This is a genomic window from Geobacillus sp. CCR, assembly GCF_052906625.1.
This window is the reverse complement of sequence record NZ_JBREBQ010000037.1, coordinates 1-25,145: the sequence shown is the minus strand read 5'-3', so window position 1 is coordinate 25,145 and position 25,145 is coordinate 1. Positions and strand designations below refer to the sequence as shown.

Here is a 25,145-nt window from a genome sequence, read left to right as displayed (position 1 = left end):
CTCCGGGATGGTGGTTGGGTGTAAAAAAATGGAATATCGTATCATCGCCTCAAGATGAGGGATGAGAGTCCGAAAGCGCTTACGATATCAATTCCTGAAAATGGTTCGCTAACTAGTGATTGACAACACCCGTAGTGAACCGAAAAAATGTTCTCCACAAAGTCTTGACTGACTCCTTTCATCCATTGTCTTTCTTTCCATTCGCGGAGATTTGGTATAATGAAAACAACGCCGATTCCTCTTCGGCGTGACATCATCCTTGACGGAAAGTGGTGCGCCGCGATGCTAAAAGAGCTCGAATCGCTTTATGAAGGGGACATCGTCATCAACGGTCAGCCGGAACACCCCGAAGATTACGAATGGTTTTATACCGCCGATGGCGATGAGATCGGCATCGCCAAGCATCGATTGACAGAGCAGGAGCGGCGATTGCTGGCGCTTTTTTTCACCCCCGCCGAGCGCCGACGCGAACCGGAAAGCGAAGAGGAGCGGGCATGGAAACGATGGATGGCAACCGGCGACCCAGCCGCGCTCGCTCGGCTCGCTGCTCCGTATTGCCGGTTCATTCATTTTACAGCCAGCCGGCCGATCGCCAACAAAGAGGAGTTTGCTGACGCTGTTCGCGGCTTATTTTCCTCCCCGGTTGCCATCGTCTGGGAACAAGATCGGCGCGGGCTGATCGTCGAAGCGAAACAAAAGCGGACGACGGAGCCGCCTTCGTTAGCGGACATGGCTGAGGCGCTCGCCGCTGATTTTTATACTGCCATTCATTTATTGATCGGCCCAATCCGCTCCGTCGATGAACGGCTATATGAATCGTTTCTCCTTGAAAAAGAGTGTTTTTCCGCCGCTCGGCGCTTTTGGCCGAAACGAACGGTGTACGAATGGGAAGACGTCATTCCGCTTCCGCTCTTTGAAGAAGGAGCAGTCAGTGAGAAAGCCCGCCGGACCCTCTCGTTTCTTGACGGATTCGACGAGGAGGAAGTGCGGGCGATGGAGACGTTTTTGCAATGCAACTTAAACGTCTCGATGGCAGCGAAAAAGCTGTATATGCACCGCAATAGTTTGCAATATCGAATCGATAAATGGACGGAGCAAACTGGTGTTGACATCAAACGGTTCAAAGGGGCGGCAGCCGTCTATTTGGCTATCTTGCACCGGCGCCGTTCGTAATCCCCCGCTTTTTTGTCATGTCGCCGAAAATCGGCGGCATTTTTTGTGCACCTCGTCCATTTACGAATGTTCCTATTTTTCTATACACTAATGGCAAGAAAACGATTTCGGCGATGAGGAGGATGGTTATGGCAGAACTCATTCTTGATCATATTTACAAAATTTACGACAACAATGTGGTCGCCGTCAAAGACTTCAATTTACATATTCAAGACAAAGAGTTTATCGTATTTGTCGGCCCGTCCGGCTGCGGCAAATCCACCACGTTGCGGATGATCGCCGGCCTTGAGGAAATTTCCAAAGGCGATCTTTACATCGACGGCAAACGAATGAACGATGTGCCGCCGAAAGACCGCGACATCGCCATGGTGTTCCAAAACTACGCTCTGTATCCACATATGAGCGTCTATGACAACATGGCGTTCGGTTTAAAACTGCGCAAATTCCCGAAAGCGGAAATTGACAAACGCGTCCGCGAGGCGGCGCGCATTCTTGGGCTCGAGCAATATTTGGACCGCAAACCGAAAGCGCTCTCCGGCGGGCAGCGGCAGCGCGTGGCATTGGGACGGGCCATCGTCCGCGATGCAAAAGTGTTTTTAATGGACGAGCCGCTCTCGAACTTGGATGCGAAACTGCGGGTGCAAATGCGCTCAGAGATCGCGAAGCTCCATCAGCGCTTGGAAACGACGACCATTTACGTCACCCACGACCAAACGGAAGCCATGACAATGGCCACCCGTCTTGTCGTCATGAAAGACGGCGTCATCCAGCAAGTCGGGACGCCGCGCGAGGTATACGAAAAACCGGAAAACATTTTTGTCGGCGGCTTTATCGGTTCACCGGCCATGAACTTCCTTCGTGGAACGCTGCAAGACGGCAAGTTTGTCGTCGGCCAAACATCGTTTGGCATTCCGGAAGGAAAAATGAAAGTGTTGCGTGAGCAAGGGTATGTCGGCAAGGAAGTGATTTTAGGCATTCGTCCGGAAGACATTCACGACGAACCGCTCTTCCTTGAAGCATCTCCGGCGACGAAAGTTACCGCTCTCGTCGAAGTCGCCGAGCTGCTTGGCGCTGAATCGATGATCTATTTTAGCATCGACAACCAAGAATTGGTCGCTCGCATCGACGCCCGCACGGAAATCAAGCCGGGCCACCGGATTGACCTGGCGCTTGATATGAACAAAGCGCATTTCTTTGACGTTGAAACGGAACGGCGCATCCGGGCGGCGGATGAAAAGTAACCCCCCATTGTTGTTCATATAGATTCATTCGAAGGCGTTCCGAAAAAACGGAACGCCTTTCCTTTCCACTCCATCAACAGCCTTATTCCTTGATAAAACGCACTTCCTCCTCATGGCAAGTCGGACAGTAAAACAAATGAACACATTCATGATTCGTATACGTGCGCAAATAGCCGTCGACAAGCTTCATGACGTCCGCATCCATGTACGGGCTGTAGTCATCGAAATAATCTGTAACTTTCCCATGATCTTCCATTGGTTGCCGGCAGTAGCTGCAATACACCGTCACCCGGCGCAACCCGTTGCACAGCGGGCATACATTCATGCTGCTTCCTCCTCTAAGATGTTCCTTATCTTTACATATTCCCTAATGGTGACGGCGGTAAAACGTTAAAAATTCCCATATTCTCACCATGCATAACAGGCAAAAAACGTCCCAAACTATGAGTACCGCCAGCGAAATCACCCATCCGTTGCAACAGGGACGCTGGCGAAGCCAAAGGCGGGTGGGCCGGTGGGTTCAGCCAAGCTTGGCACACGCCTTGCAGCGTGAAGTGTTGGTGCAAATCCAACCACCCCAACCATCAAAAATTTTTAAGAGGAGATGATCAACGATGGCACGCAACAATAACAACAACCAACTGTTAGTCGCTGGTGCTCAACAAGCCATTGATCAAATGAAGTACGAAATCGCCCAAGAATTTGGTGTGAACCTCGGCGCTGACACGACTTCTCGCGCGAACGGTTCGGTCGGCGGCGAAATTACGAAACGTCTTGTCGCCATGGCTCAGCAACAACTTGGGGGCCAATTCGGAAACATTCAATAACCGCCTTAACGAACAACTTCATATAGATGGCAAACGCCCCGGGCAGTCAGCCCGGGGCGCTTTCATATGGGAACGGGGAGCGAATCAGGCGCCTCCCGCCTGCTCGGCAAGCGGTTGGCTCAATGAGACAAGCACTTTGCGAATGCGCCGATTGTCGACTTGGCGGACGGTGAACGTCAGCGATCCATATTGCAACGTTTCGCCGACTGCTGGAATACGCTCAAACATCTCAAAAATCCAACCACCCAACGTATGCGATTCGCTCCTTGGCACGTCGATGTTCATCACTTCGCAAAATTCATCCAGCGGCAGTTCGGCGCTGAACTCGAAGCTGTGCTCGTCGATTTGGCGCACCGTTTTCACCGCTTCATCATGCTCATCCCATATTTCGCCGACAATTTGCTCGAGAATATCTTCGAGCGTAATGAGTCCAGCGGTGCCGCCAAACTCGTCGACGACGATCGCCATATGCACTTTGCTTTTTTGCAGCTCCGGCAGAAGATCCGACACTTTCATGGACTCGACAACGAACAACGGCTGGCGCAACAAATCGCGGATGCGCACCTCCCGCTTTTGCACAAGCTCGCTGAAAAAGTCGCTTTCCGACAAAATGCCGATCACGTTGTCAATATCCCCTTCATAGACCGGGATGCGGGAATATTTCTCTTCCAAAAACACGTCGCGAATCTCTTCAATCGGCTGGTTCACTTCCACCGCCACCATATCAGCACGCGGCGTGAAAATTTCTCCGACCAAAATTTCATCAAAATCGAGCGAACGTTGGATCAATTCTTTTTCTTTGTTGTCGATGACCCCTTCTTCTTCACTCAGCTCAACCATCACTTTAATATCTTCCTCCGTCACAGCCGGCACAGCCACCCCATTGGCGAACCTCTTGGCGATTCGATCTTTTAAGGCTTGGAGCGACGCCGTAACCGGCGTCATCAACTTCATCAGCCCATAGGCAAGGCCGGCGTATCGGATGGCGAGCTGCTCCGCATGCTCTTTCGCCATCGATTTTGGCAAAATTTCACCGAAGACGACAAATAATACGGTCATCACCGCCAGCGTGGCAAACAAGCCCATCTGTTCCCCAAGCAACGAAACGGCAATGTCCGTAAAGAGCACGACCGTCACGACGCTGGTGAGGCGGTTGGCCACAGCAAGCGCCAACAACACGCGGTCAAGCTGACCGATCACCGCTTGGAGACGCTTATTGTGCAGATGCTCTTCCGCATAATGCCGCAACCGTGCCTTGCTTGCCGAAGAAAACGCGGCTTCTGCTGAAGCGAACAGTGCATTGGCGAGCAGGGAGAGGAAAAACCACCCGAACAACCTTAACGGCCACTCTTCCAATGAATCTTCACACTCCTATGGATGGTGACTATGTTATTCATATCCATTTTTCCGCCGAATCATGCTTTTGACACTCCACACGGCTAAAGCCGTGGGATTCTTGGGTCGTTCGCGTCCTCCTCCATTTCTGGTTCGGACAACGCCCAAGTTTAGGGGTGTGTCATCACCCCGTCCCATCGGGTTAGGATGTACCCCCATGGGCGGCGCACCTGTGACCAGTGCGCTAGGTTAGGAGGCGAAGCCCGAAATCGCTTTGGCGATGTTGATGGCGCCATTCAAGTCGGCGTGGAGAGTGTATCCACACCTTTGGCATCGGAAGCAGATGCCGTTTCGGTTCGCTTTCTCTCGATGTCCACATTTACACGTTTGGCTCGTATAAGTTGGATTCACCCACTCCACCCGAATGCCTGCCATTTCGGCTTTATAGGCAATCATCGTTTGTAGTTGGTGAAATGCCCAAGAATGAAGGCTTCGTCCTGCTTCTTTAGCCGATGTTGCCCGTTTCCGAATGCCTGTCAAATCTTCCATCCGAATCACGCCAACACCGTTGGCGAGCGCAACATTCACGATTTGACGGCTGATTTTGTGATTTTGATCCTTCATCCAGCGGGACTCTTTGCGGCCGATTTTGCGAATCATCTGGAGCTTCTTGGCTTTGCCCAACGTTCGCCGCAAAGCCGCATATCGTCGGCGCACAAAGGCGCATTGGTTCCCTTTGAAAAACCACGATTTCGTTCCCACGCTGGCCACGGCGATATAGCGAAGCCCTAAATCAACTCCCATCACCTTTGTTTCGTGTCGCGGTTCCACTTCAAATGTGACCGCAACAGCCAAGTACCATTTCTTTCTCTTTTTGTAGAGCTTGGCGGCCCCTTGTTTGACGGTTCCGTCCAGCAGCCGATTCAGCCACGCTTCTTGGTAGGGGCGCGCAACCACTGGCACGCCAATTCGCTTCTCCAGTGTGGGGAAGGAAACCGTGTACAACGCTCCTTTCTTTTCCACCTTTACGTTTTGATTGTTAAAGCAACACCATAATGTTTGAAAATTATGTGTTTTCTGGTTTTTCTTTTGGGACTTCACTTCTCGAATCGTCTGATTGACGACGGCGGAAGGAAACCGCTGCGACGAAAACTCTTTAAATAGTTTGCTCGTTGCTTGATTCAGCTCGGGATGATTCAACAGCCAATTCGCAAACGCGGTATTCACTTTTGTCATCCGTTCATACATGTCTTGTTTGGTTTTCGTCGGCTTGTGCAGTTCCAGCCTTAGTGTGATCGTCGGCATGGATTCACCTCCTTGCAGCAATGACAGGATGCCATTTCCATATGAAGAAAACGGCTCACTTTCATCCCACGCCTAAAGAGCGTGGGCTTTCTCGTTCGCGAATCTGTAAAAGCCACACTTGCCGCGCTAAGCGGAAACAAAGCGATGCGACCGGCAGCAGCCGTTTTCGCTCTTCCTATCTTAAATATAACAAATTTTTCGCCAACTGACTATAGCTGGCGAGTTGTCCTTCCATATAAATCCAGACAACCAAAAAGAAAAATGCGCCGGATGAACCGAGGCGCATCATGATTCAAGCCAACAGGAACCAATCAAATACACAAGAACAAGCAATGAGGCAATGTTGAATGTCACCGACCACTCGGCCATTCGTCTTCCCCTCCCTTTTCTTCCCCTCTTTCATCGTACCATATTGCCGGCGGGAAAAGCAGGGAGGAGAAGGGTGTCTTTTTGACAGTTTGATGAACAAAACAAGGGCGTCCTCCCATCAATGGACGCCCTTATTTCATTTTCCCTCGTTTCAACCTAAATAGCGGTAATAGATCGCCTTTGCCTCCTGCACGTCTTTCGTGCCGTGCACAAGCGCACGGCCGTCGCGAAAGACAACCAATCGCTTGTCGCCGAGCGAAACGGAGACAAGATACGGGTTCGCTTCCGCTTGAAGCCCTTGGCGGCGAAACAGCTCCGCCAATTCATTCAAGTCGTACTGGCGCGGGGCAGGCGGACGGATTTGCACAGAATCGCGCCCGCACAAGACGGCAGTCTTCGTCCGTTGTTCATAGGAAAGAAACGGATAAGATGGATGACGTCCGCACGTCGGGCAACCGTCCTTTTTCACCCCGTCAATGCGAATGGAGGCGTATTCGTTCGTCCAAAGGTCAAACGAAACGAGCTTGCCGCGGAGCGCCGACCAGTCCTCCACTAAAATTTTTAACGCCTCAGCCATCTGATAGCTGACAACCATTTGCACCGCTGGGCTGATAATGCCGGCCGTATCGCACGTCAATCCCCCTTGCGGCACCGTTTCAAGCAAGCAATACAAACAAGGCGTGCGGTTCGGAATGAAGGCGCAGCTTAAACCGTAACTGCCGACACAAGCGCCATAAATCCACGGAATGTTGTACTTGTAGGCAACGTCATTGATGACAAGGCGCGTATCAAAATTATCTGTCGCATCGATCCATAAGTCAGGGCGTTGCTTGAGGGCGATCGTTTCCAATTCTTCTGGGCCGGCGTCGCCGACAATGGCCTCGATCTCAACCTCGCTGTTGATTTGTTCAAGGCGCCGTTTGGCGGCGATCGCCTTTGGCAGCCGCTCCTTCGCATCCGCTTCGCTGTACAGTTGCTGGCGTTGCAAATTGCTCCATTCGACGTAATCGCGGTCAATGATTGTCAATTTGCCGATGCCGGCGCGAACGAGCGCTTCGGCGTTGCCTGTGCCGAGCGCTCCGGCGCCGACTAACACGACATGCTTTCCCCGTATTTTCTTTTGCCCTTCCTCGCCAATCGGTGCAAATAGTTGCTGCCGGGAATACCGTTCGTTCAAACAACACTCATTCCTTCCGTTGGACTGCTCGCTGACGCGTACCGTTTTTTCGGGATGCGTCCGGCTTCATAGCCGAGCCGGCCCGCTTCCACCGCCAGCTTCATCGCTTTCGCCATTTTCACTGGATCGGCCGCGCCGGAAACAGCGGTGTTCAAGAGCACCCCATCCGCGCCAAGCTCCATCGCCAGCGCCGCGTCCGCCGGTCCACCGATGCCGGCGTCGACAATGACCGGCACGTTCGCCTGCTCAATGATAAAGCTCAAATTGAGCGGATTGATGATGCCTTGCCCAGACCCGATCGGCGAGGCGCCCGGCATGATCGCATGGCAGCCAAGCTCCTCTAGCCGCTTCGCCAGCACGACATCATCGGATGTGTACGGCAACACGATAAACCCTTCCTCAAGCAGCATTTCCGCCGCTTTCAACGTCTCGATCGGGTCTGGGAGGAGCGTTTTGTCGCAGCCGATCACTTCTACTTTTATCATATCACACAATCCGGATGCCTTGGCGAGTCGGGCGATGCGCACCGCTTCTTCGGCCGTTTTCGCCCCGGCGGTGTTCGGCAAAAGCTTATATTTGCTTAAATCGAGCTGCTCTAAAAAGTTCGGCTGCTCCGGGGAAAAGATGTTCATCCGCCGGACGGCGAACGTTAAAATTTCCGCCCCTGATGCTTCCACCGCTTCTTTTTGCACGTCCAAGCTCGGATATTTGCCCGTGCCGAGCAACAGCCGCGAAGAAAATTCATATGGGCCAATTTTCAACATCATCAACCGCCTCCTACAAAATGAACGATTTCCACGCGATCACCATCGCATAGCACCGTCGTCCCATACTCATGTTTTTGGATGATGCGGACATTGACTTCGACGATGCAAAGCTTGTTCTCAAGCCGGAAATGGGCAAGCAAATCGCCCACCGTTTTCACCTCGTCGGGCACGGCGACCGTCTCCCCGTTAATCACTAACGTCATTCCACCCCCACCTTTCCGATATGGCGTGTCAACGAAAATGGCGCAAGATCAAACGCCGTCTCTTTCCGCTCCACTAAGTCGGCGACAAGCAGACCGGTCAATGGGCTGAGCAAAATGCCGTTCCGGTAATGTCCGGCAGCGACGAATAAGCCGCGCCGCTCCGGATGCTCGCCTAGATAAGGCAAGCCGTCTTCGGTCTGCGGCCGAATGCCGCTCCATGATGCCACCCATTCCGCCTGTTCGATGTCCGGAACAAGGTGGGCGGCGCGGTGAAGCAAGTTCATCACCCCACCGGCCGATACACGTCGATCGAACGTGCCGGGCGTGGACGTCGCTCCGATGAGCAGCCGGTTTCCTGATTTCGGAACGATGTAGCAGCCGTTTTTCGCAAATACAGTCGTTTGCAACAACGGAACCGGGGCGCGCACCATGACGCATTCTCCTTTGACCGGATAAACGGAAAGCGAAAGCCCGACCCGCGCGCCGAGCCGCGCCGCCCAAGCGCCGGAAGCGATGACGACCGCCTCGGCGGCAAACGTCCCGCCTGTTGTGTCTAACACATGCCCACTGCTGTCGGAACGGATGTCGAACACTTCCGTATACTCGTACAGACAAGCGCCGGCGGAGGCGGCGGCATAGGCAAGAGCGGCGGCCAAATCCGGAGCGCTCACTTGCCCATCGCCAGGGATGTACATCGCGCCGGCAAGCGCTTCCGCCGCAAGACGCGGCTCCATTTCAAGCGCCTCCCCTTTCGTGAGCCACTGCACCGGTTCGCCTATGCCCCGCCAAAATGTATAATGGCGATAGAGATCGTCTGCTTCCTCTTCCGTTGTCGCTAGTTTGATCAATCCTTTTTCGACAAGGCCGATATCGATGCCGGTCCTCTCCCTCAGCTCTTCAGCCAAGGCCGGCATGAGAGCTCGGCTTTGCAAGGCAAGCGGCACAAGCGGGCTTGACGTCGAAAACTCGGATTGCGCCCCAAGCATGCCGGCTGCCGCGCTTGACGCCCCGCTTCCCATCGTTCCTTTTTCAAAAATGGCGACGCGATGCCGCCGCTTGGCGAGCTCAAAACCGATGGCCGCCCCAATCACCCCGCCGCCGACGATCGCGACGTCATACCGATGCGTCATCCCCTATCCCCTCCCTTTCACGATGTCTGCCAGCCGTTTAGCCTCAGCAACGGGGTCAGCAGCGAAAAAAACAGCCGACAATACTGCCACCCCGGCTGCGCCCGCTTCCAGCACCCGACGAGCGTTGCCGGCGTGAATGCCGCCAATGGCGATGACTGGAATGGACACGGCGGCCGCGATTTCCGCAAGCGAGTCCAGACCGCGCGGCGGCAAACCGGGCTTGCTGTCCGTCGGAAAAATATGGCCATACAAACAAAAGTGAGCGCCATCCTGTTCGGCCTGTTTCGCCTCCTCCGACCCGTGCACCGAGCAACCAACCGTCAAGTCCGGAAACGAGCGGCGGACGGCGCGCACCGGCAGGCTGTGATAAGCAAGCTGCACACCTTTGACACCGTAGACAGCGGCGACATCAACCCGGTCATTGACGATGATTTTTTGCAGCGGCACCCCGACGCGAAGCAGTGCCGCGACAAACGCCGCCACTTCACGCGCCGTCTTCCCTTTTTCGCGAATATGAATCAGGTCGGCATACGGATGGGTGTGCGCACAAATCGCGGCAAATTCGTCAACCGTCTGACGCCCGGTGGAAACGAAATGGAGAACCCCCATCGCCATCCCTTTCTTTCTACCGTACATCGCTTATAGAAATATACGGATAATGAACACCGACATAGTAGGCGGCGAACATCAAAGCGGCAAACAAGGCGACAAGCCAAATATCATATTTGCCGAACCCGATTTCATAATAAAACGTGCGCCGCCCGCTGCCGGAAAATTGTTTCGCTTCCATCGCCACGGCGATGCGCTGGGCGCGGCGGATGCTTTGCGACAACAGCGGAATGGCGTAGCGCTTCACTTTGCTGAGGACGCCCTTATTCGGCACGCCGCGCACTGTTAACGCATAGCGGATCGCCTGAAACTCTTCAAGCATAATCGGCAATAGGCGAACGGCCGCCAAAAAACTGTACGCATACTTTGGCTTCAGTCTCAACTGCTGCATGAGCGAATAAAACAACGGAACCGGCCGGGTCGTCAGCGAAAAAATCAATCCGAGAAGCCCAAGCGCCAAAGCGCGAAACCCGATGTGCACCCCGCGCCAAAAACTTTCCGCTGTAACATGGATGAGCCCCCAGCGAACCCATGTCGTCGTTCCCTCGCCAAACATCATCATCGATGAAGCCGTCGAAACAAACACGAGGAAAAACGGCAAAAACAGCCAAAACAACACATTCGCCGGATAGCCGGTGCCAAAGCAAAACAAAACGAAGAGAGCGAGCGAAACGTTAATCAGCACGTTCGGGTTATGAATGAACAAGACAGCGAAAAAGAGCACGACAAGCACAATGAGCTTCAAACTCGGGTTCGTCTCATGAAGCCATGTCTCGCGGCAGCGAACCTCCCATTTCATCACCCTGCCCCACCTTCCGCCAACACCGGCTCTCGGATGTCAAGCCGTTCGTCCCGAACGAGCGCCCCATCTTCAATCACCCACTGTCTCGTCGCAAAGCGGCGGACGATTTGTTCGTCATGTGTAACCATCATGATCGCCGCCCCTTGTTCACGGTATGCTTCAAGCATTTCGAGCAACGCGAACGTATTTTTTGCATCTTGCCCAAATGTCGGCTCATCAAGCAAAAAGAGGCGCTGGCCGGCGACGATCGAAGCGGCGACGCTCAACCGCCGCTTTTGTCCGACCGACAGTTGGTACGGGTGCTGGTCTTGCTGCTCAACAAGGTCAAATTCACGCAACAGACGGTCGACGATTCCCTCAATTTCCTCTTTCGGCCGCCCCTCAAGCCGAAGCGAGTAGGCGAGCTCTTCGCGAACGGAATGGGCGACAAATTGCCATTCCGGATTTTGGAAAACAAACGCAATATGGCGGTAAAGCGGGTGTTGCCGCTTGATGTCGGCGCCTAGCAGCATATACTCTCCGTCCGTGCGGATGAGTTGCATAAGCGCGTGCAGCAACGTGCTTTTACCGGCGCCGTTTTTTCCGGTGACGGCAATCCATTCGCCGGCGTGCACCGTTGCTTCAGGAACATAGATTTTCGCCTCCCGGCCGCGGAACCCGCGAAAACGGGCGAGGCGAAGAAGCTCCTCGCCTCGATGGCGATTTCGCCGCCTTGCCGTCCGGTCATAGTCATCCCAGACGCCTGGATACCAAATCCCTTCAGCGGCAATGACGTCTTTATAGTCGGAAAACACCGCCTTCGCCTCGCCGTCGGCGATGATGCGCCCATCGCGGCCGAACAAGACAATGCGATCCACAAAGTCGAGCACATGGTCAATTTTATGCTCGACGATGATGACCGTTTTGCCGCGGCCCACCTGCTTCACCGTTTGCCATACCGCCTTCGTCCCTTCTTCATCAAGCAGCGCCGTCGGCTCATCCAAAAACAAGACATCCGGCTCAAGCGCCAGCACCGAAGCAAGAGCCAATCGCTGCTTCATTCCACCGGAAAGCGTATGAATATCCGTATGCGGAGCGATCTCCAAACCGACTTGGTTCAGCAGGGCACGGATGCGGACGGGCATCTCGTGGCGCGGCACGCTTCGATTTTCGAGGGCAAAAGCGATTTCCTCGTCCGCATACGGCATGCAAAATTGAGCATCAGGATCTTGGAAAACATAGCCCCACCGTTCCGGCCGCTTAAGGCGCTCCGCTTTCATCGGCACATCGATCGAGCGGGGAATGATGCCAGCCATCACTTGCAATAATGTCGACTTGCCGCATCCGGACGGACCAAGGAGGAGCACTTTCTCCCCCTCGGCAATCGAAAGCGACAAGTCGCGAAACAGCAGCCCGTCGCTCCCGGGAAATTTCAGGCGCAGCCGATCAATCGCAATTGCTTGTTTCATCGCCATTCGCCGCCTTACCGGTTCAATGCATCGTAATCGTCTTTCGAGGCCGGCCGCCACATTTGCGTCACTCCGGTTTTTTCGAGCGCTTTCGCCAATGAAACAGCAAGCACGCCGGAGATGAGGATGGCGCCGATAAAACGCGCCAGCAAAAAGAGCGCCATATTCCATGGGGCGAGCGCCTCAATATAGCCTTTGTAAAAGTCCATGATGAGCGAGCCAATCGTCGCCCCGACCGCGCCGAGCGATACAACGAACGTATCAAAGCGCCGATAGCGGAAGGCGGCAAAGACGAGCTCGGCCAACAGCCCTTGAACGACCCCGTAAATGAGCACTTCAAGCCCCCATTGCGATCCCATGATCAGCTCGCCGGACGAAGCCGCAATCTCCGCGAGCAACGCCACCCCTGGCTTGCGAATGAGCAAATAAGCGAGCGAGGAGGCGATAAACCACATGCCGTAAATGAATTGATCGAGATGAAACCCTACTGCTCCCACCGCGCTATATAGCGGTCCCCATAATTTGTAAATAACGCCAAACACAATCGCAATGACGATCGTCGTTAAAATATCCACCAATCTTAACCCTTTTGTCTTCACTTCCATCCTGTTCTCCTCCTTGTCTCACGTCAACGGCTCGCCGCCAATTCAGCCGACGGCCACTGCTCAAGCCGATACGCCATCTCCCAAAACTCGTACTCATATTCGCTGCTGATGAGGAAATGCCGCTTCATCCGATGGCGATCCTCTTCGGTGACCTCGTCAGCGATGTCGTCAAGCCGCGCGATTTGCTCTTCCACAAGCGAGCGGAACCAGTCCGAACTGTAGGTGCCGATCCATTTTTCATAAATCGGATCGTTCGGGCGGCACGTTTTCAAGCGCTCGCCAATTTCGTAATACAGCCAGTAGCACGGCAAAATGGCGGCGATAACATCACCGAGATGCCCTTCGTACGCCGCGCGGTACATGTGCGACGTATAGGCGTACGCCGTCGGCGCCGGAATGAACGCCGCCCTTTCCTCTTCTGTAATGCCCAAGAGCTCGGCGAACGTTTCATGCAGAGACAGCTCGGCTTCGCACGTGCTTTGTGCATGGTGCGCCAACCGGGCTGTCGTCGCCAAATCCGGCGATTTCGCCGCCCCGATCGCCTGCACGCGGGCAAAATGGCGCAAATAATAGGCATCTTGCATCACGTAATAGCGAAACTTCTCGCGCGCAAGCGTCCCTTGGCCAAGCTCCTGAACAAACGGATGGCGGAAACTCGCCTGCCAGATCGGATCGGCCGCTTGGCGCAATTGTTTGGCAAATGACATTCGTTTTCCCCCTTTTTGGCAAAATAAAAACGCCGCTTCCTTTGCCGATTGGCGTAAAGAAAGCGGCGTGGGCATGCGACGTTGGCAAGGCAAAGCCTAGCCTTGCTGTGCTGCTCCTCCACTTCCCTACGCTGGCATTACCCAGATCAGGTGCTAAGGGTCTCAAAGGCACACTTTGATCTCAGCCTTTCTAAAGGCCCCCCTAGTGGATGATGGTGCAATTTTCAGTTTTCTTTACACTTAATCATACCATGGCACGAACGATTGTCAATCTTTTTTTCTCCGACGTTGCGCTATGCGTTGCAATCCGCTATGATGGAAACGCAGCAATTGACGACGGAATGGGAGTGGAAACGATGGCGAAGGTCATCCTGAAAAGAGAACGGAAAAAACGGCTTGAGCAAGGGCATCCATGGATTTTTCAAAGTGAAGTTGACCGCATCGAAGGCGATGCTGCGCCGGGCGACTTCGTTGACGTTTACAATCATCAAGGGTATTGGCTGGCGAAAGGATATATCAACCCCGCTTCGCAAATCATCGTCCGCGTCTTGACGCAAAACCCAAACGATGAACTCGATGAGCGCTTTTTCATCGACCGCATCCGTCAGGCGTGGGCGTACCGTGAACGGATGATTCCCGGCGTTCGCTCCTGCCGCGCCGTCTATGGCGAAGCCGACTTTTTGCCCGGATTGATCGTCGACAAATATGAAGATGTGCTTGTTGTGCAAATTTTGGCGCTCGGCATGGAAAGGCGGAAAGACTGGATTTTGCGCGGCTTGCTTGACGTGTTTGCCCCAAGGGCCATTTATTTGCGCAACGATGTGTCCGTTCGGGAGCTTGAGGGTCTCAAACAAGAAAAAGGCTTTTGGTACGGGGAAGCGGAAACGGAAATCGAAATCGAGGAAAACGGCGTGAAATACATCGTCGATATTGAAAACGGACAAAAAACAGGCTTTTTCTTCGACCAACGGCAAAACCGCGCCGCTCTTCGTCCGCTCATCGGTCCGGAGACAACCGTGCTCGACTGCTTCACCCATACCGGCTCGTTTATGCTAAACGCTTGTCTGTATGGGGCAAAACATGCTACTGCCGTCGATATTTCCGAACATGCCATCGAAACGGCGAAACGGAACGCCGCGTTAAACGGATTCACGAACGTTGAATTTGTCGTCGCCAACGCCTTCGACTATTTGCGCGAATCAGTGCGCGCCGGCAAACAGTGGGATGTCGTCATCATCGACCCGCCGGCATTCGCGAAATCGGCCCATGCCGTCCCGAAGGCGCTGCGCGGCTATAAAGACATTAACTTAAACGGATTGAAGCTTGTCAAAGACGGCGGCTTTTTCGTCACATCAAGCTGCTCGTACCACGTCCGCCCGCACCTATTTCAAGAAATGATCGCTGATGCGGCATTTGACGCAAAAAAAGTGCTGCGCCAAGTATATTGGAACGGCGCCGGCTACGACCACCCGAAACTCCTTGCCGCGGAAGAAGGCGACTACTTAAAATTCGCCATTTACGAAGTGCATTCCCGGCGGTGACGAGCCGCCCTCAAAGGCCGTTTCGATGCGCCGCTGGGCAGAAAAAACGCCTAGGGGTTATCCCTAAGCGTTTTTTCGTTCCCTGGGGCGAAGCGATTGTTCTTTATGCAAGACCGACAGATAGACAAGCATCGAAAGGAACACCGAACCGCTAGCAGCTAAATAAATGCTCGGATAGCCGAACCAATGGCTGATTTGGCCAAACACTATCGCCCCGACGCCGACCCCTAAATCAAAAAACGAGAAAAATGTCGCGTTCGCCATTCCCTTGCGGTGGGCAGGCGCCCGCTCGACGGACCACGCCTGCAGCCCCGGTTGCACCATGCCAAAGCCGAAACCGTACAGCACCGCCGCCAAAAGCAACGCCCATTCTCCCGGCAGCCAAGCGAGAAGAAGCATCGCCAGCAAAATAAGCCCCGCACCAGGGAGAAAGACGGCCCGATGCCCTTTTCGGTCATACAACTGGCCAGCGAACGTTCGCGTCACCATCAAGGCAAGCGCGTAAAGCAAAAAGTACAGCTGCAGGCCGCCGATCTGTTTTTGCGCCGTATATAGAGGCAAGAATGAGGCGATGCCGCCGAACGTCACCGTCAAGAAAAACAACAGCAACGACGGGGTCAAAGCGCTTTTTTCATACAAATCCCATCTGTTCGCCCCTTTGCCATGCACGGCTTCCGCTTTTTTATACGTGATTGCGGCGGCAAACAGCACCGAAGCGACTCCAAGCGCCGCACAAATGGCAAACAGATGGCTAAACGGAATCATAGCGGCAAGCACAAGTCCAAGCGACGGACCAAACGCCAAGGCGATATTCCCAGACAGCCCGTAATAGCCCATTCCTTCCCCGCGGCGACTCGCTGGAATGATGTCCGTCGCCACCGTTCCGGAAGCGGTTGTCGAAAACCCCCAGCCGATTCCTTGGACGACCCGCATCAAAAAGAGAAGGAAAATGCTTGAGATCAAGCTGTAGGAACCGACAGAAATGACAAAAATGAGAAGCCCCAATAAAAACACAAACCGGCGCCCTTTCGTCTCAAGCGCATGGCCTGCGAACGGACGGACGATGAGCGCCGAAAACGTAAACACACCGACGACAACGCCAATCAGCTGATCATTGCCGCCCAAATGCTCGACAAACAGCGGAAGGGTCGGCAGCGTCATTTGAAACCCAAGAAACACAAAAAAATTGGCCAAACAAATCAAAACAAAATCTTTCGTCCATATTTTTTCTTTTTGTTCTGCCATAAGCGGCTGCTGCTCCGCTCCCATACCGATCCCCCTTGCGAACGATGTATTTCGTGTCCCTTAATATTTGTTAGTATAACATAATCCTATGCCGCCGTTTAAGCAAAATGCGATTTCACCGTTCTCCCGGCAAGATGACGACAAAAAAGCCCCGCCCAGCCGGCGGTTCCCGGGTGTTGTTTGCGCAGCACCATCCTTCTATGATGCGTCAACTACCCCCACTTAGCTAACGCTTGAAGTGGGGGCTTGCAACTCCCCAGAAGTGCAAACGGACTTCGTCCTCCTTCCTTGACTTGGGGTTGCATCAGGGGGCAGGTTGACGACTGCCCAACGACGCAGGTCATGCCTGCATCGTTACCGATTCTCTCGGTGTGTCTGTTGGCAGTACTTGGCTTCCACACACAACAGACGGACCTACGCTCGATGTTTTGCGGTTGCAACGTTTCCTGCAACCAACTCCATACATCGAGCAGCCGTTATTGGAGTGCCTTTATTGAACGGTTTTCTCCACGCCTTTATTCTATCATACACAAAAGAAAGGGGGAACGCGCATTCCTCTCCCACTTACTCCCTTTGGTCGTTGAAGTGGGAGTCTCCTGCGCGAAATAGGATGAAGAAAAAAGCCGCCGAACAATCGGCAGCCTTTACCATCCTTTTCGTTTGCGCAACGACACAATTTGTGCGGTATGATGTTTCCCATGCCATGCATACAACGCGGTCAATACATACAGCGGCATCTCCCCCGCTGCCCCTTCCGGCCGAATGGTTCGGTGAAAATCCACCTCCGTCATCGATTCAAGCAACACCGTCCAGCGCGCATGCAGCCCGTCAAGCAGCAAAAGCGACGATTCAATCGACAATGTACGGGCATCAGCTGTTTTCGCCCATTCGCTTTCCGCAAACGGCTTCACCGTTGGGCCGTCTTCCGTCACTCCCCATTTCGTGCGCAAAAACGCATTCATGCTTGCATCAGCCAAATGATGGACGACTTGGGCCACCGTCCAGCCGCCGTCGCGATACGGCGTGTTCAGCTGCTCATCGTTCAAGCCGGAAACAGCGGTTCTTAAGTCGTTCGGCAGTCCGCGGATGGCAGCTATCCACTTTCGCACCTCCCCAGCCTCAAACTGCTGCGGCGCTTGAAACGTTCCGATCGGGTAGCGAATCGGATCGACCGTTGCCATGTTGATCATCTCCCTTCCGTATGCATTTATTCCACACGGAAAGGCAAATTCCTTCTTATTCTTTCCAGATGTATACGCGCGCCTCGTACGGCTTCAGCTTAAAACGCGTCGCATTTTTATGCGGACGGACCGGGTAGTTCGAAAGCGCCAAATCGCTTGACTGAAGGCGGAAGCCGTCATAGCGGTAAAGTGAAGGACGATCGGATACGTTGACAATGATAAGCGCCCGATCGCGGCCAAGCGTTCTTGTGTACGCGTAAATGGATGGGTGATTTTCCAAAAGCAGATCGTACGCTCCGTAAACAAACAGCTCGTTCGCTTTCCGAAGCTGAATCATTTGTCGATAAAACGACCATACTGAGTTCGGGTCGCGCCGCTCGGCCTCGACATTGATCGTACGATAGTTTTCGTTCACCTTGATCCATGGCGTGCCAGCCGTAAACCCTGCATTCGGGGCATCAGACCATTGCATCGGGGTGCGCGAGTTGTCGCGCCCGGTTTTCCAAATGATCTTCATCACTTCCTCATGCGTCCGGCCGTTCGCCCGTTCGAGCTCATACAGACGCAAGGCAGCGACATCGCGGTAATCGCGAATGTCGGAGAATTGCACGTTCGTCATCCCGATCTCTTGCCCTTGGTAAATGAACGGCGTCCCTTGCATGAAAAAGTAGAGCGCGCCAAGCGCCTTCGCGCTCTCCGCCCAATACTCGCCGTCATTTCCCCATGTCGACACCGATCGAGGCAAGTCGTGGTTTTCCAAAAAGAGCGCGTTCCACCCACGATTTTCCAATCCTTTTTGCCATTTCGTCAACGTCCGCTTCAGCCGGCGGACATCGATCGAACCATCTGCTTTCCTTTTCCAAAGCCCTAAATGCTCGAACTGAAAAATCATATGAAACACGCCGTTTTCTTCCCCGACCCATTGTTCGGCCTCATCAACCGTTACTCCGTTCGCCTCGCCGACCGTCATAATGTCATATCGTGCAAACGTTTGCTCTTTCAACTCTCGCAAATACTCCATAATCCCTGGCTGGTTCATGTGCGCAGCAAATGACGGCACGTACTTCAGCCCCTTCGGATTGGGCAAATCGGGAAGACCCGGCTTTTTCTTAATGTGGGAAATCGCGTCGATGCGAAAGCCGTCGATGCCTTTATCCAGCCACCAGTTGATCATGTCATACAGCGCTTGGCGCACCTCGCTGTTTTCCCAGTTCAAATCGGGCTGTTTCACATCGAAAAGATGTAAATAGTACTGCCCCGTCCGCTCGTCATACTGCCATGCCGAGCCGCCGAAAATGCTTTCCCAGTTGTTCGGTTCGCGCCCGTCTTTGCCGTCGCGCCAAATGTACCAGTCGCGCTTCGGATTGTCTCGCGATGACCGCGATTCGATAAACCACGGATGCTCATCGCTCGTATGATTGATGACCAAATCCAAAATGACTTTCAACCCGCGCCGATGGGCTTGGGCAAGCAATTCATCGAAGTCATCCATCGTTCCAAACTCATCCATAATGGCATAATAGTCGCTGATGTCATATCCATTATCAGCGTTCGGCGATCGGTAAATCGGGCAAATCCAGATGATATCGACCCCAAGCTCCACCAAATAATCCAGTTTTTCGATGATGCCGCGAAGATCACCGATGCCGTCGCCGTTGGCATCCATAAAGCTGCGAGGATAAATTTGATACGCAACGCCTTCTTTCCACCATGTTTTTTTCAAGGTTGCCTCCTCCTTGTGCACACGTTTTCACTATTAACTGTACACGATATTGGTGCGGTAAACAACTTCTCTTTTTCTCAAAAAACAGCCGTTTGGCGGGGCTGCACGCTCCTGCCAAACGGCTGGGTTGAACAACTGGTCACTCACCGGTTGCGCGGCTCGCTTCATAAATTTTTAAATTGTGATATACTGCCTCAAGCATCGGGGCATGGATGCCATGCCGTTTCGCCAATGCCAGCAAATACCCTTGCAAATGGTCGGCTTCGATGAGCTGTCCTTTTTCCATATCGCGCTGCATGGACGATTTCATCGTTGGGGCGATCTGTTCGAGCTGGGTGCGTTGCCGCTCGGCCATTTCATCGGTCAACGGCGCCCCATGCGCTTGGATGATCGTTTTGATTTCGCGAAACAGCCGGTCGATGATGACGCTCCCGTACTCGCCGGAGCGAATCGGCCCGATCGGGGCGCGGAACAGCGTCGTCACGCCCGACATCGTCGCAATGAACAAATATTTATTCCACATATCAGCCGCAATTTGTTCGCTTAGGCGAAAACGGGCATTGGCGCCGGCAAACAGCGATTCGAGCGCCTTCACCCGTTCAGTCCGTCCTGCGGGCCATTCGCCGAAACGCATCTCATGCGCCGGGCTCGTTTGGATGATCTCCCCTCTCTCGTTTAACGTCGTTTCGATAAAGCAAAGCCCGCCTAAGACATTCTCGCGGCCGAACGCCTTCCATAACGCCTCCATATGGGCCATGCCATTTAACAACGGCAAAATCATCGTCGCCTCTCCAACATACGGTTTCGCGTCGGCGATGGCGCCGTCTAAATGGTACGCTTTGTTTGAGAACACGACAAGATCAAATGGCTCGGCCGATTCACCGGCAACAAGCAATTTCGGCGCCAATACCGCATCGCCATGGATGCTGTGGATGACAAGCCCGTATTTCTCCAGTTCCTGTTTTCTGCGCTCGCGGACAAGAAACGTTACGTCCACCCCTTTTTCAAGAAGACGGCCGCCGAAATACCCGCCGACCGCTCCCGCTCCGACAAACAGAATGCGCATCGTATGTACAGCTCCTTTCTCTACTTGAGGGTTGATCCTACGCTTCCAACGTCTTTCACAAAAGCCATGCCGCCAATCGAACATGTTTCTCCACGATGATAAACAAGAAGAAAAAAGGAAGAAGGGAACGCGCCCCTCCTTCCTTCTCGTCCGCTAGCAGCAACGCGACACTTTGCCGCCTTTGGCATTGTAGCGCGCCTCTTGCGCCTCGCAGAAAAACTCTTTCCGCGACTTAATCGGCTCGCCAGGGTGATGGGTTTTCATATGCTCAACATATTTTTCATAACTCGGCACGCCGACAAGCAAGTCAAGAAACTGCCGGCGATAAGCCAAAACGTTTTGCAGCCATTTAGGCATAATGCTTCGCTCCTTCTCCATCGCGCGGCACGTACGGCGCTTCTTTGAGCGGCACATGTTTGTTTTGCAGCACTTTGATCCAGATGTTCAACGCCGAGATCAACATCGCAATCACAACGAGCATGAAAATCGCACACAATGTCGCATCAATGTAGTCGTTCATAATAATTTGCCGCATTTGCGCCTCATTCGTGGCCGGCGCCAAAATTTTGCCTTGGCTCAAGCTGTCTTGGAACATTTTCGCATGCGACAAGAAACCAATTTTAACGTTTTCATGGAACAGCTTTTGATACCCCGCCGTCAGCGTGACGACCAAAAGCCATGTCGTCGGCACGAGCGTCACCCAAACATAAGCCTTTTTGCCCATTTTAAATAGAATGGTCGTCGCAAACAACAAGGCGATGCCCGCCAACATTTGGTTGGCGATGCCAAACAGCGGCCATAGGGTGTTGATGCCCCCAAGCGGATCGACGACGCCTTGGTACAGGAAGTAACCCCACGCCAACACACAAAGGGTCGTGGCGATCAAGTTCGAGGCAAGCGAATCCGTTTTGCCAAGCGGCTTGTAGAACGTCCCCATAATATCTTGGATCATAAAGCGGCCGACGCGCGTGCCAGCGTCAATCGTCGTCAAGATGAACAGCGCTTCGAACAGGATGGCAAAGTGATACCAGAACGCCATGAGCGCCTTGCCGCCGATGGCGCTCGATAAAATGTGCGCCATCCCGATCGCCAACGTCGGCGCCCCGCCCGTGCGCGACAACACCGTTTGCTCGCCGACGTCCTTCGCCAGCTCCGTCAGCATGTCAGGGGTGATCGTAAATCCCCACGACGACACGACTTTGGCCGCCTGAACGACATCCGTGCCGATCACTGCCGCCGGGCTGTTGATGGCAAAATACGCCCCTGGCGTCAAGACGCAAGCCGCCACCATCGCCATAACCGCGACGAACGACTCCATCAACATCGCACCGTAGCCGATCGGCCGCGCATGGCTTTCAAGCTCAATCATCTTCGGCGTCGTGCCGGATGAAACGAGCGCGTGGAACCCGGACACTGCGCCGCAGGCAATCGTGATGAACAAGAACGGGAACAAATTGCCGGCGAAGACCGGTCCTGTACCGTCGATAAATTTCGTCACTGCCGGCATTTGCAAGTCCGGCATCACAACGAAAATGCCGAGCGCCAATCCGACAATCGTGCCGATTTTCAAGAACGTGCTCAAATAGTCGCGCGGCGCCAACAACAGCCATACCGGCAACGCCGAAGCGACAAAGCCATAAATGATCATTAAGATGGCGATCGTTTCCCCTTTGAGCGTAAACATCGCCGAGAGCGTCGGGTGCTCCGCGACATATTGCCCGACCACGATCGACAAAATCAACAGCACAAATCCCCCAAGCGACGCTTCAGCAACGCGCCCTGGACGGATGAAGCGCATGTAAATGCCCATCAAAATCGCAATCGGAATCGTCGCGGCGATCGTAAACATCCCCCACGGGCTTCCGACAAGCGCTTTCACGACAACGAGCGCCAATACGGCCAATAAAATAATCATAATGCCCAAAATGCCAAGCGCTGCGATAAAGCCCGTCACCGGACCCATTTCTTCCTTAATCATTTCGCCGAGCGACTTCCCGTTGCGGCGCATCGAAGCGAACAAAATGACAAAGTCTTGCACCGCTCCGCCGAGCACAACGCCGATCACAATCCAAAGCGTCCCAGGCAGATAGCCCATCTGCGCGGCCAAAATCGGTCCGACAAGCGGTCCCGCACCCGCAATAGCGGCAAAGTGATGGCCAAATAGCACCCATTTGTTCGTCGGAACATAGTCCTTCCCGTCATTGAACACTTCCGCTGGCGTTTTCCGGTTATCATCAAGACCAAACACTTTGCGGGCGATAAACCGGCTGTAAAACCGATAAGCGACCGCATACGTGCAGACGGCGGCGACGATAAGCCACATGGCGTTGACCGATTCGCCGCGGCTTAAAGCCAAAATGGCAAACGCTGCGGCCCCAAGGACGGAAATCAGGCCCCATAACAAAATCGATTTTAGCCCCTTCACACGGCTTCCCCCTTTATTTATTTGTCAAAATCCTTTACGTCACTATTATATTCATTATTCTGAAAAATTTAAAGTATTTTTTTATCTTCAGCTAACATATCGTTTGGTTCTATAGGAAAGTTTTTCTGCATTCCTATTGCAAAAAAGTATAAAACAAGTCTTTGGCGCAAAAAATGTAATTGCACCCATCGGCTTAACCAGCAACTGACCATGAAGCACCCATCGATTGTCTCCAGCTCCATCTGACGGTGCAACGGACAAAGCAACGATCAACTAATACTATCTCAGTAAAGGGTTCGAGAAGGTGAAAGCGATCGAAGCATTGTTATGGAGCATTGCTTTGCCTGGATTCGGGCAACTGTTGAACAAAAAGTATATAAAAGGAATTTTGTTTATTGCGTTGGAATTTGTGATTAACACCCAATCCCATTTCAATGAAGCCATCCGCCTCAGCTTTTTGGGACGTACGGATGAGGCCGCCCGCATTGTCGATATCGGATGGCTGATGTTTTATCCATGTTTATACTTTTTTGCCATGTGGGATGCGTTTAAAGACGCTGGCGGCGGGCAAACGCCGTACTCGTTTTTGCCGTTTGTCGTCTCCGCCTACTTTGTGACGGTCGGCTTGATGTACTCGTCGCACGTGACGATCGGCGGCGTGTTTTTTGGACCGATTTGGCTGCCGATCTTATCTGTCATCCCCGGGCTCTCCATTGGATGGCTGCTGCAATTTCTGCTGCTGAAATGGAAATAGCCATCCGCTTGGTGATTGCCCAGCCACAAAAGCCGCCAATTATTCATTGGCGGCTTTCGGTTGCGGCTCTTTGGCGCTTTTTCGTTTTTTCATCGTTCCCGCCACAATGACAGCGGCAACAACAAGCAACTCAAATCCATACTTCACGGCAGGATTGGCAAAATACGCCTTTAAAAACGGCTCATCGACGATCATTTTCGCCGCCGTCCAGGCGAGGACACCGGCGCCGATCGTAATAATGATTGGGAAGCGCTCGATCCATTTTAAAATAAGCGTGCTGCCCCACACCATGATCGGAACGGAAATGAGCAACCCAAGAACGACGAGGAGAAAGTTTCCGTGCGCGGCGCCGGCGACCGCCAATACGTTGTCAAGCCCCATCAACGCATCGGCAATAATGATCGTGCGAATCGCCTCCCATAAATTTCCCCCGGCTTCAACATCGTCGTGGCCCTTCCCCTCAACAAGCAGCTTATAGGCGATCCAGACAAGCAGCACGCCGCCGACAAGCAAAAGCCCTGGGATTTTCAGCAGCCAGACGACGAAGATCGTCGCCAACGCCCGGATGACGACAGCGCCTACCGTCCCCCAGACAACGGCCTTTTTTTGCTGGTATTTGGGCAAGTTGCGGGCCGCCAATCCAATCACAATGGCGTTATCCCCTGCCAGCAAAAGATCAATAATGACGATCGACAGCAACGCCGTCCAAAACTCTACTGACAACAGATCCATGGAAGAATCCCCCTTTACAGATTATATTTTTCTTTTAATGAAACCGGAGCCATCTTAATGACTTGTTGCAAAATAAATAGGAAGACGGCCAAATCATCGATCAAACCAAACAACGCAAGCCAATCCGGAATGAGGTCAAGCGGCAGCGCTATATACAAAAGCAGCAAACCGACGGAAAACAATTTTTTTCGCATTGGCACTTCATGAGAAACGAAAAATTCAAACAAAAACGGTAGAAAACGCCGGACATGGACGATGAAGCGAAGCCGTTTCCACCATTTACGCATGCCATCCCCTCCACTTTTTGTTCTTTTGAAACCGAACCTATCTTCCTTTACGATTATCTTCCCCCCTTTTGTTTCATGAAATGAAAGAAGGCCCTTACCATCTTTGGTAAAGGCCTCCATAAATAAAATAGACCTTTACCAACATCGGTAAAGGTCTCGCTAACAACGTCGCCGTTGCCAACAAAGCCGAGGGCATGCGCCCTGAACTGACGACTTTGCTGTTAAAGCTACTCCCCTTTAACAAAAGAAACTATATTCGTTTTTATATTTTCATGATATTCAATATTTATACCTGTTGTCAACTCTTTTTCTTGACAAGAGTCAGTCAAGACTTTGTGGAGAACATTTTTTCGGTTCACTACGGGCGTTGTCAATCACTAGTTAGCGAACCATTTTCAGGAATTGATATCGTAAGCGCTTTCGGACTCTCATCCCTCATCTTGAGGCGATGATACGATATTCCATTTTTTTACACCCAACCACCATCCCGGAG

Annotated in this window: 25 protein-coding genes and 1 riboswitch; of the genes, 5 read left to right on the top strand and 20 right to left on the bottom strand. The window is 53.1% G+C overall.

Annotated elements, in window-relative coordinates; genetic code table 11:
- The first annotated feature begins 282 nt into the window (after nt 1-282).
- Together ACVBDQ_RS14995 and ACVBDQ_RS14990 are read left to right on the top strand one after the other, a co-directional pair.
- Nucleotides 283-1,173 (top strand): PucR family transcriptional regulator, encoded by an 891-nt coding sequence (locus tag ACVBDQ_RS14995; protein WP_011230136.1) that lies wholly within the window; start codon nt 283-285, stop codon nt 1,171-1,173.
- A gap of 128 nt (nt 1,174-1,301) precedes the next feature.
- Nucleotides 1,302-2,414, top strand: coding sequence for an ABC transporter ATP-binding protein (locus tag ACVBDQ_RS14990; protein WP_011230135.1), 1,113 nt, complete (start codon nt 1,302-1,304; stop codon nt 2,412-2,414).
- 82 nt (nt 2,415-2,496) lie between these two features.
- On the opposite strand, the gene ACVBDQ_RS14985 is transcribed toward ACVBDQ_RS14990, so the two are convergent.
- Nucleotides 2,497-2,739: a hypothetical protein gene (locus ACVBDQ_RS14985; protein ID WP_011230134.1), complete on the bottom strand. Its 243-nt coding sequence runs from the start codon at nt 2,737-2,739 to the stop codon at nt 2,497-2,499.
- Nucleotides 2,740-3,028: 289 nt separating this feature from the next.
- Here ACVBDQ_RS14985 and ACVBDQ_RS14980 point away from each other — a divergent pair, with 289 nt between their 5' ends.
- Nucleotides 3,029-3,241: an alpha/beta-type small acid-soluble spore protein gene (locus ACVBDQ_RS14980; RefSeq protein ID WP_011230133.1), complete on the top strand. Its 213-nt coding sequence runs from the start codon at nt 3,029-3,031 to the stop codon at nt 3,239-3,241.
- 84 nt (nt 3,242-3,325) lie between these two features.
- On the opposite strand, the gene ACVBDQ_RS14975 is transcribed toward ACVBDQ_RS14980, so the two are convergent.
- From ACVBDQ_RS14975 to tenA, 11 genes are all read right to left on the bottom strand, one after another.
- On the bottom strand, nt 3,326-4,597 hold the full coding sequence (locus ACVBDQ_RS14975) for a hemolysin family protein (RefSeq protein WP_011230132.1): 1,272 nt from the start codon (nt 4,595-4,597) through the stop codon (nt 3,326-3,328).
- 228 nt (nt 4,598-4,825) lie between these two features.
- The gene (locus tag ACVBDQ_RS14970; RefSeq protein WP_014194752.1) at nt 4,826-5,881 is read right to left on the bottom strand and encodes an RNA-guided endonuclease TnpB family protein; all 1,056 of its coding nucleotides are present in this window, start codon (nt 5,879-5,881) and stop codon (nt 4,826-4,828) included.
- Nucleotides 5,882-6,401: 520 nt separating this feature from the next.
- Nucleotides 6,402-7,427, bottom strand: a complete 1,026-nt coding sequence (locus ACVBDQ_RS14965) for a thiazole biosynthesis adenylyltransferase ThiF (protein WP_011230130.1) — start codon at nt 7,425-7,427, stop codon at nt 6,402-6,404.
- A complete protein-coding gene (locus ACVBDQ_RS14960; protein ID WP_013146257.1) occupies nt 7,424-8,191 on the bottom strand; it encodes a thiazole synthase in 768 nt (255 codons plus the stop codon). Before ACVBDQ_RS14960 ends, ACVBDQ_RS14965 begins: the two co-directional genes overlap by 4 nt.
- 2 nt (nt 8,192-8,193) lie before the next feature.
- Nucleotides 8,194-8,397: a sulfur carrier protein ThiS gene (gene thiS / locus ACVBDQ_RS14955; protein WP_011230128.1), complete on the bottom strand. Its 204-nt coding sequence runs from the start codon at nt 8,395-8,397 to the stop codon at nt 8,194-8,196.
- Complete coding sequence (gene thiO, locus ACVBDQ_RS14950; protein ID WP_011230127.1) at nt 8,394-9,527, bottom strand: glycine oxidase ThiO; 1,134 nt, start codon at nt 9,525-9,527, stop codon at nt 8,394-8,396. Before thiO ends, thiS begins: the two co-directional genes overlap by 4 nt.
- Nucleotides 9,528-9,530: 3 nt before the next feature.
- On the bottom strand, nt 9,531-10,136 hold the full coding sequence (gene tenI / locus ACVBDQ_RS14945) for a thiazole tautomerase TenI (RefSeq protein ID WP_011230126.1): 606 nt from the start codon (nt 10,134-10,136) through the stop codon (nt 9,531-9,533).
- Nucleotides 10,137-10,152: 16 nt separating this feature from the next.
- Nucleotides 10,153-10,935 carry an energy-coupling factor transporter transmembrane component T family protein gene (locus ACVBDQ_RS14940; RefSeq protein WP_011230125.1) on the bottom strand — a complete coding sequence of 261 codons (783 nt, stop codon included), beginning with the start codon at nt 10,933-10,935 and terminating at the stop codon, nt 10,153-10,155.
- Nucleotides 10,935-12,386 (bottom strand): ABC transporter ATP-binding protein, encoded by a 1,452-nt coding sequence (locus tag ACVBDQ_RS14935; protein ID WP_011230124.1) that lies wholly within the window; start codon nt 12,384-12,386, stop codon nt 10,935-10,937. Before ACVBDQ_RS14935 ends, ACVBDQ_RS14940 begins: the two co-directional genes overlap by 1 nt.
- 14 nt (nt 12,387-12,400) lie before the next feature.
- Nucleotides 12,401-12,991 carry an ECF transporter S component gene (locus ACVBDQ_RS14930; protein WP_011230123.1) on the bottom strand — a complete coding sequence of 197 codons (591 nt, stop codon included), beginning with the start codon at nt 12,989-12,991 and terminating at the stop codon, nt 12,401-12,403.
- 23 nt (nt 12,992-13,014) lie between these two features.
- Nucleotides 13,015-13,698: a thiaminase II gene (gene tenA, locus ACVBDQ_RS14925; protein ID WP_011230122.1), complete on the bottom strand. Its 684-nt coding sequence runs from the start codon at nt 13,696-13,698 to the stop codon at nt 13,015-13,017.
- 106 nt (nt 13,699-13,804) lie between these two features.
- Nucleotides 13,805-13,912, bottom strand: a riboswitch (TPP riboswitch).
- Nucleotides 13,913-14,054: 142 nt separating this feature from the next.
- Here tenA and ACVBDQ_RS14920 point away from each other — a divergent pair.
- Complete coding sequence (locus tag ACVBDQ_RS14920) at nt 14,055-15,239, top strand: class I SAM-dependent rRNA methyltransferase (RefSeq protein ID WP_025038991.1); 1,185 nt, start codon at nt 14,055-14,057, stop codon at nt 15,237-15,239.
- A gap of 63 nt (nt 15,240-15,302) precedes the next feature.
- On the opposite strand, the gene ACVBDQ_RS14915 is transcribed toward ACVBDQ_RS14920, so the two are convergent.
- The 6 genes from ACVBDQ_RS14915 to ACVBDQ_RS14890 form a co-directional block, all read right to left on the bottom strand.
- Nucleotides 15,303-16,508, bottom strand: a complete 1,206-nt coding sequence (locus tag ACVBDQ_RS14915) for an MFS transporter (protein ID WP_096225764.1) — start codon at nt 16,506-16,508, stop codon at nt 15,303-15,305.
- Nucleotides 16,509-17,128: 620 nt separating this feature from the next.
- On the bottom strand, nt 17,129-17,665 hold the full coding sequence (locus ACVBDQ_RS14910) for a YfiT family bacillithiol transferase (protein ID WP_138187279.1): 537 nt from the start codon (nt 17,663-17,665) through the stop codon (nt 17,129-17,131).
- A gap of 55 nt (nt 17,666-17,720) precedes the next feature.
- A complete protein-coding gene (locus tag ACVBDQ_RS14905; RefSeq protein ID WP_138187277.1) occupies nt 17,721-19,388 on the bottom strand; it encodes a glycoside hydrolase family 13 protein in 1,668 nt (555 codons plus the stop codon).
- A 139-nt stretch (nt 19,389-19,527) separates the two neighbouring features.
- Nucleotides 19,528-20,454 carry a ketopantoate reductase family protein gene (locus tag ACVBDQ_RS14900; RefSeq protein WP_138187275.1) on the bottom strand — a complete coding sequence of 309 codons (927 nt, stop codon included), beginning with the start codon at nt 20,452-20,454 and terminating at the stop codon, nt 19,528-19,530.
- Nucleotides 20,455-20,607: 153 nt separating this feature from the next.
- Nucleotides 20,608-20,811, bottom strand: a complete 204-nt coding sequence (locus tag ACVBDQ_RS14895) for a YbdD/YjiX family protein (protein WP_011230117.1) — start codon at nt 20,809-20,811, stop codon at nt 20,608-20,610.
- Nucleotides 20,804-22,879, bottom strand: a complete 2,076-nt coding sequence (locus ACVBDQ_RS14890; RefSeq protein ID WP_138187273.1) for a carbon starvation CstA family protein — start codon at nt 22,877-22,879, stop codon at nt 20,804-20,806. Before ACVBDQ_RS14890 ends, ACVBDQ_RS14895 begins: the two co-directional genes overlap by 8 nt.
- Nucleotides 22,880-23,183: 304 nt before the next feature.
- Between ACVBDQ_RS14890 and ACVBDQ_RS14885 the strand changes: the two genes are divergently transcribed.
- Nucleotides 23,184-23,633 (top strand): hypothetical protein, encoded by a 450-nt coding sequence (locus tag ACVBDQ_RS14885; protein WP_014194961.1) that lies wholly within the window; start codon nt 23,184-23,186, stop codon nt 23,631-23,633.
- A 39-nt stretch (nt 23,634-23,672) separates the two neighbouring features.
- On the opposite strand, the gene ACVBDQ_RS14880 is transcribed toward ACVBDQ_RS14885, so the two are convergent.
- Nucleotides 23,673-24,365, bottom strand: a complete 693-nt coding sequence (locus ACVBDQ_RS14880; RefSeq protein ID WP_021322501.1) for a TerC family protein — start codon at nt 24,363-24,365, stop codon at nt 23,673-23,675.
- Between the two features lie 14 nt (nt 24,366-24,379).
- Nucleotides 24,380-24,652 (bottom strand): YkvA family protein, encoded by a 273-nt coding sequence (locus ACVBDQ_RS14875; RefSeq protein WP_011230113.1) that lies wholly within the window; start codon nt 24,650-24,652, stop codon nt 24,380-24,382.
- Nucleotides 24,653-25,145 lie beyond the last annotated feature (493 nt).

Coding starts and splice junctions, on each gene's coding strand:
- thiO (WP_011230127.1), bottom strand. CDS start 9,527: ATGACGCATCGGTATGACGTCGCGATCGTCGGCGGCGGGGTGATTGGG.
- thiS (WP_011230128.1), bottom strand. CDS start 8,397: ATGACGTTAGTGATTAACGGGGAGACGGTCGCCGTGCCCGACGAGGTG.
- ACVBDQ_RS14900 (WP_138187275.1), bottom strand. CDS start 20,454: ATGCGCATTCTGTTTGTCGGAGCGGGAGCGGTCGGCGGGTATTTCGGC.
- ACVBDQ_RS14985 (WP_011230134.1), bottom strand. CDS start 2,739: ATGAATGTATGCCCGCTGTGCAACGGGTTGCGCCGGGTGACGGTGTAT.
- ACVBDQ_RS14960 (WP_013146257.1), bottom strand. CDS start 8,191: ATGTTGAAAATTGGCCCATATGAATTTTCTTCGCGGCTGTTGCTCGGC.
- ACVBDQ_RS14970 (WP_014194752.1), bottom strand. CDS start 5,881: ATGCCGACGATCACACTAAGGCTGGAACTGCACAAGCCGACGAAAACC.
- tenA (WP_011230122.1), bottom strand. CDS start 13,698: ATGTCATTTGCCAAACAATTGCGCCAAGCGGCCGATCCGATCTGGCAG.
- ACVBDQ_RS14940 (WP_011230125.1), bottom strand. CDS start 10,935: ATGAAATGGGAGGTTCGCTGCCGCGAGACATGGCTTCATGAGACGAAC.
- ACVBDQ_RS14995 (WP_011230136.1), top strand. CDS start 283: ATGCTAAAAGAGCTCGAATCGCTTTATGAAGGGGACATCGTCATCAAC.
- ACVBDQ_RS14875 (WP_011230113.1), bottom strand. CDS start 24,652: ATGCGTAAATGGTGGAAACGGCTTCGCTTCATCGTCCATGTCCGGCGT.
- ACVBDQ_RS14895 (WP_011230117.1), bottom strand. CDS start 20,811: ATGCCTAAATGGCTGCAAAACGTTTTGGCTTATCGCCGGCAGTTTCTT.
- ACVBDQ_RS14910 (WP_138187279.1), bottom strand. CDS start 17,665: ATGGCAACGGTCGATCCGATTCGCTACCCGATCGGAACGTTTCAAGCG.
- tenI (WP_011230126.1), bottom strand. CDS start 10,136: ATGGGGGTTCTCCATTTCGTTTCCACCGGGCGTCAGACGGTTGACGAA.
- ACVBDQ_RS14915 (WP_096225764.1), bottom strand. CDS start 16,508: ATGGGAGCGGAGCAGCAGCCGCTTATGGCAGAACAAAAAGAAAAAATA.
- ACVBDQ_RS14930 (WP_011230123.1), bottom strand. CDS start 12,991: ATGGAAGTGAAGACAAAAGGGTTAAGATTGGTGGATATTTTAACGACG.
- ACVBDQ_RS14880 (WP_021322501.1), bottom strand. CDS start 24,365: ATGGATCTGTTGTCAGTAGAGTTTTGGACGGCGTTGCTGTCGATCGTC.
- ACVBDQ_RS14935 (WP_011230124.1), bottom strand. CDS start 12,386: ATGAAACAAGCAATTGCGATTGATCGGCTGCGCCTGAAATTTCCCGGG.
- ACVBDQ_RS14920 (WP_025038991.1), top strand. CDS start 14,055: ATGGCGAAGGTCATCCTGAAAAGAGAACGGAAAAAACGGCTTGAGCAA.
- ACVBDQ_RS14990 (WP_011230135.1), top strand. CDS start 1,302: ATGGCAGAACTCATTCTTGATCATATTTACAAAATTTACGACAACAAT.
- ACVBDQ_RS14980 (WP_011230133.1), top strand. CDS start 3,029: ATGGCACGCAACAATAACAACAACCAACTGTTAGTCGCTGGTGCTCAA.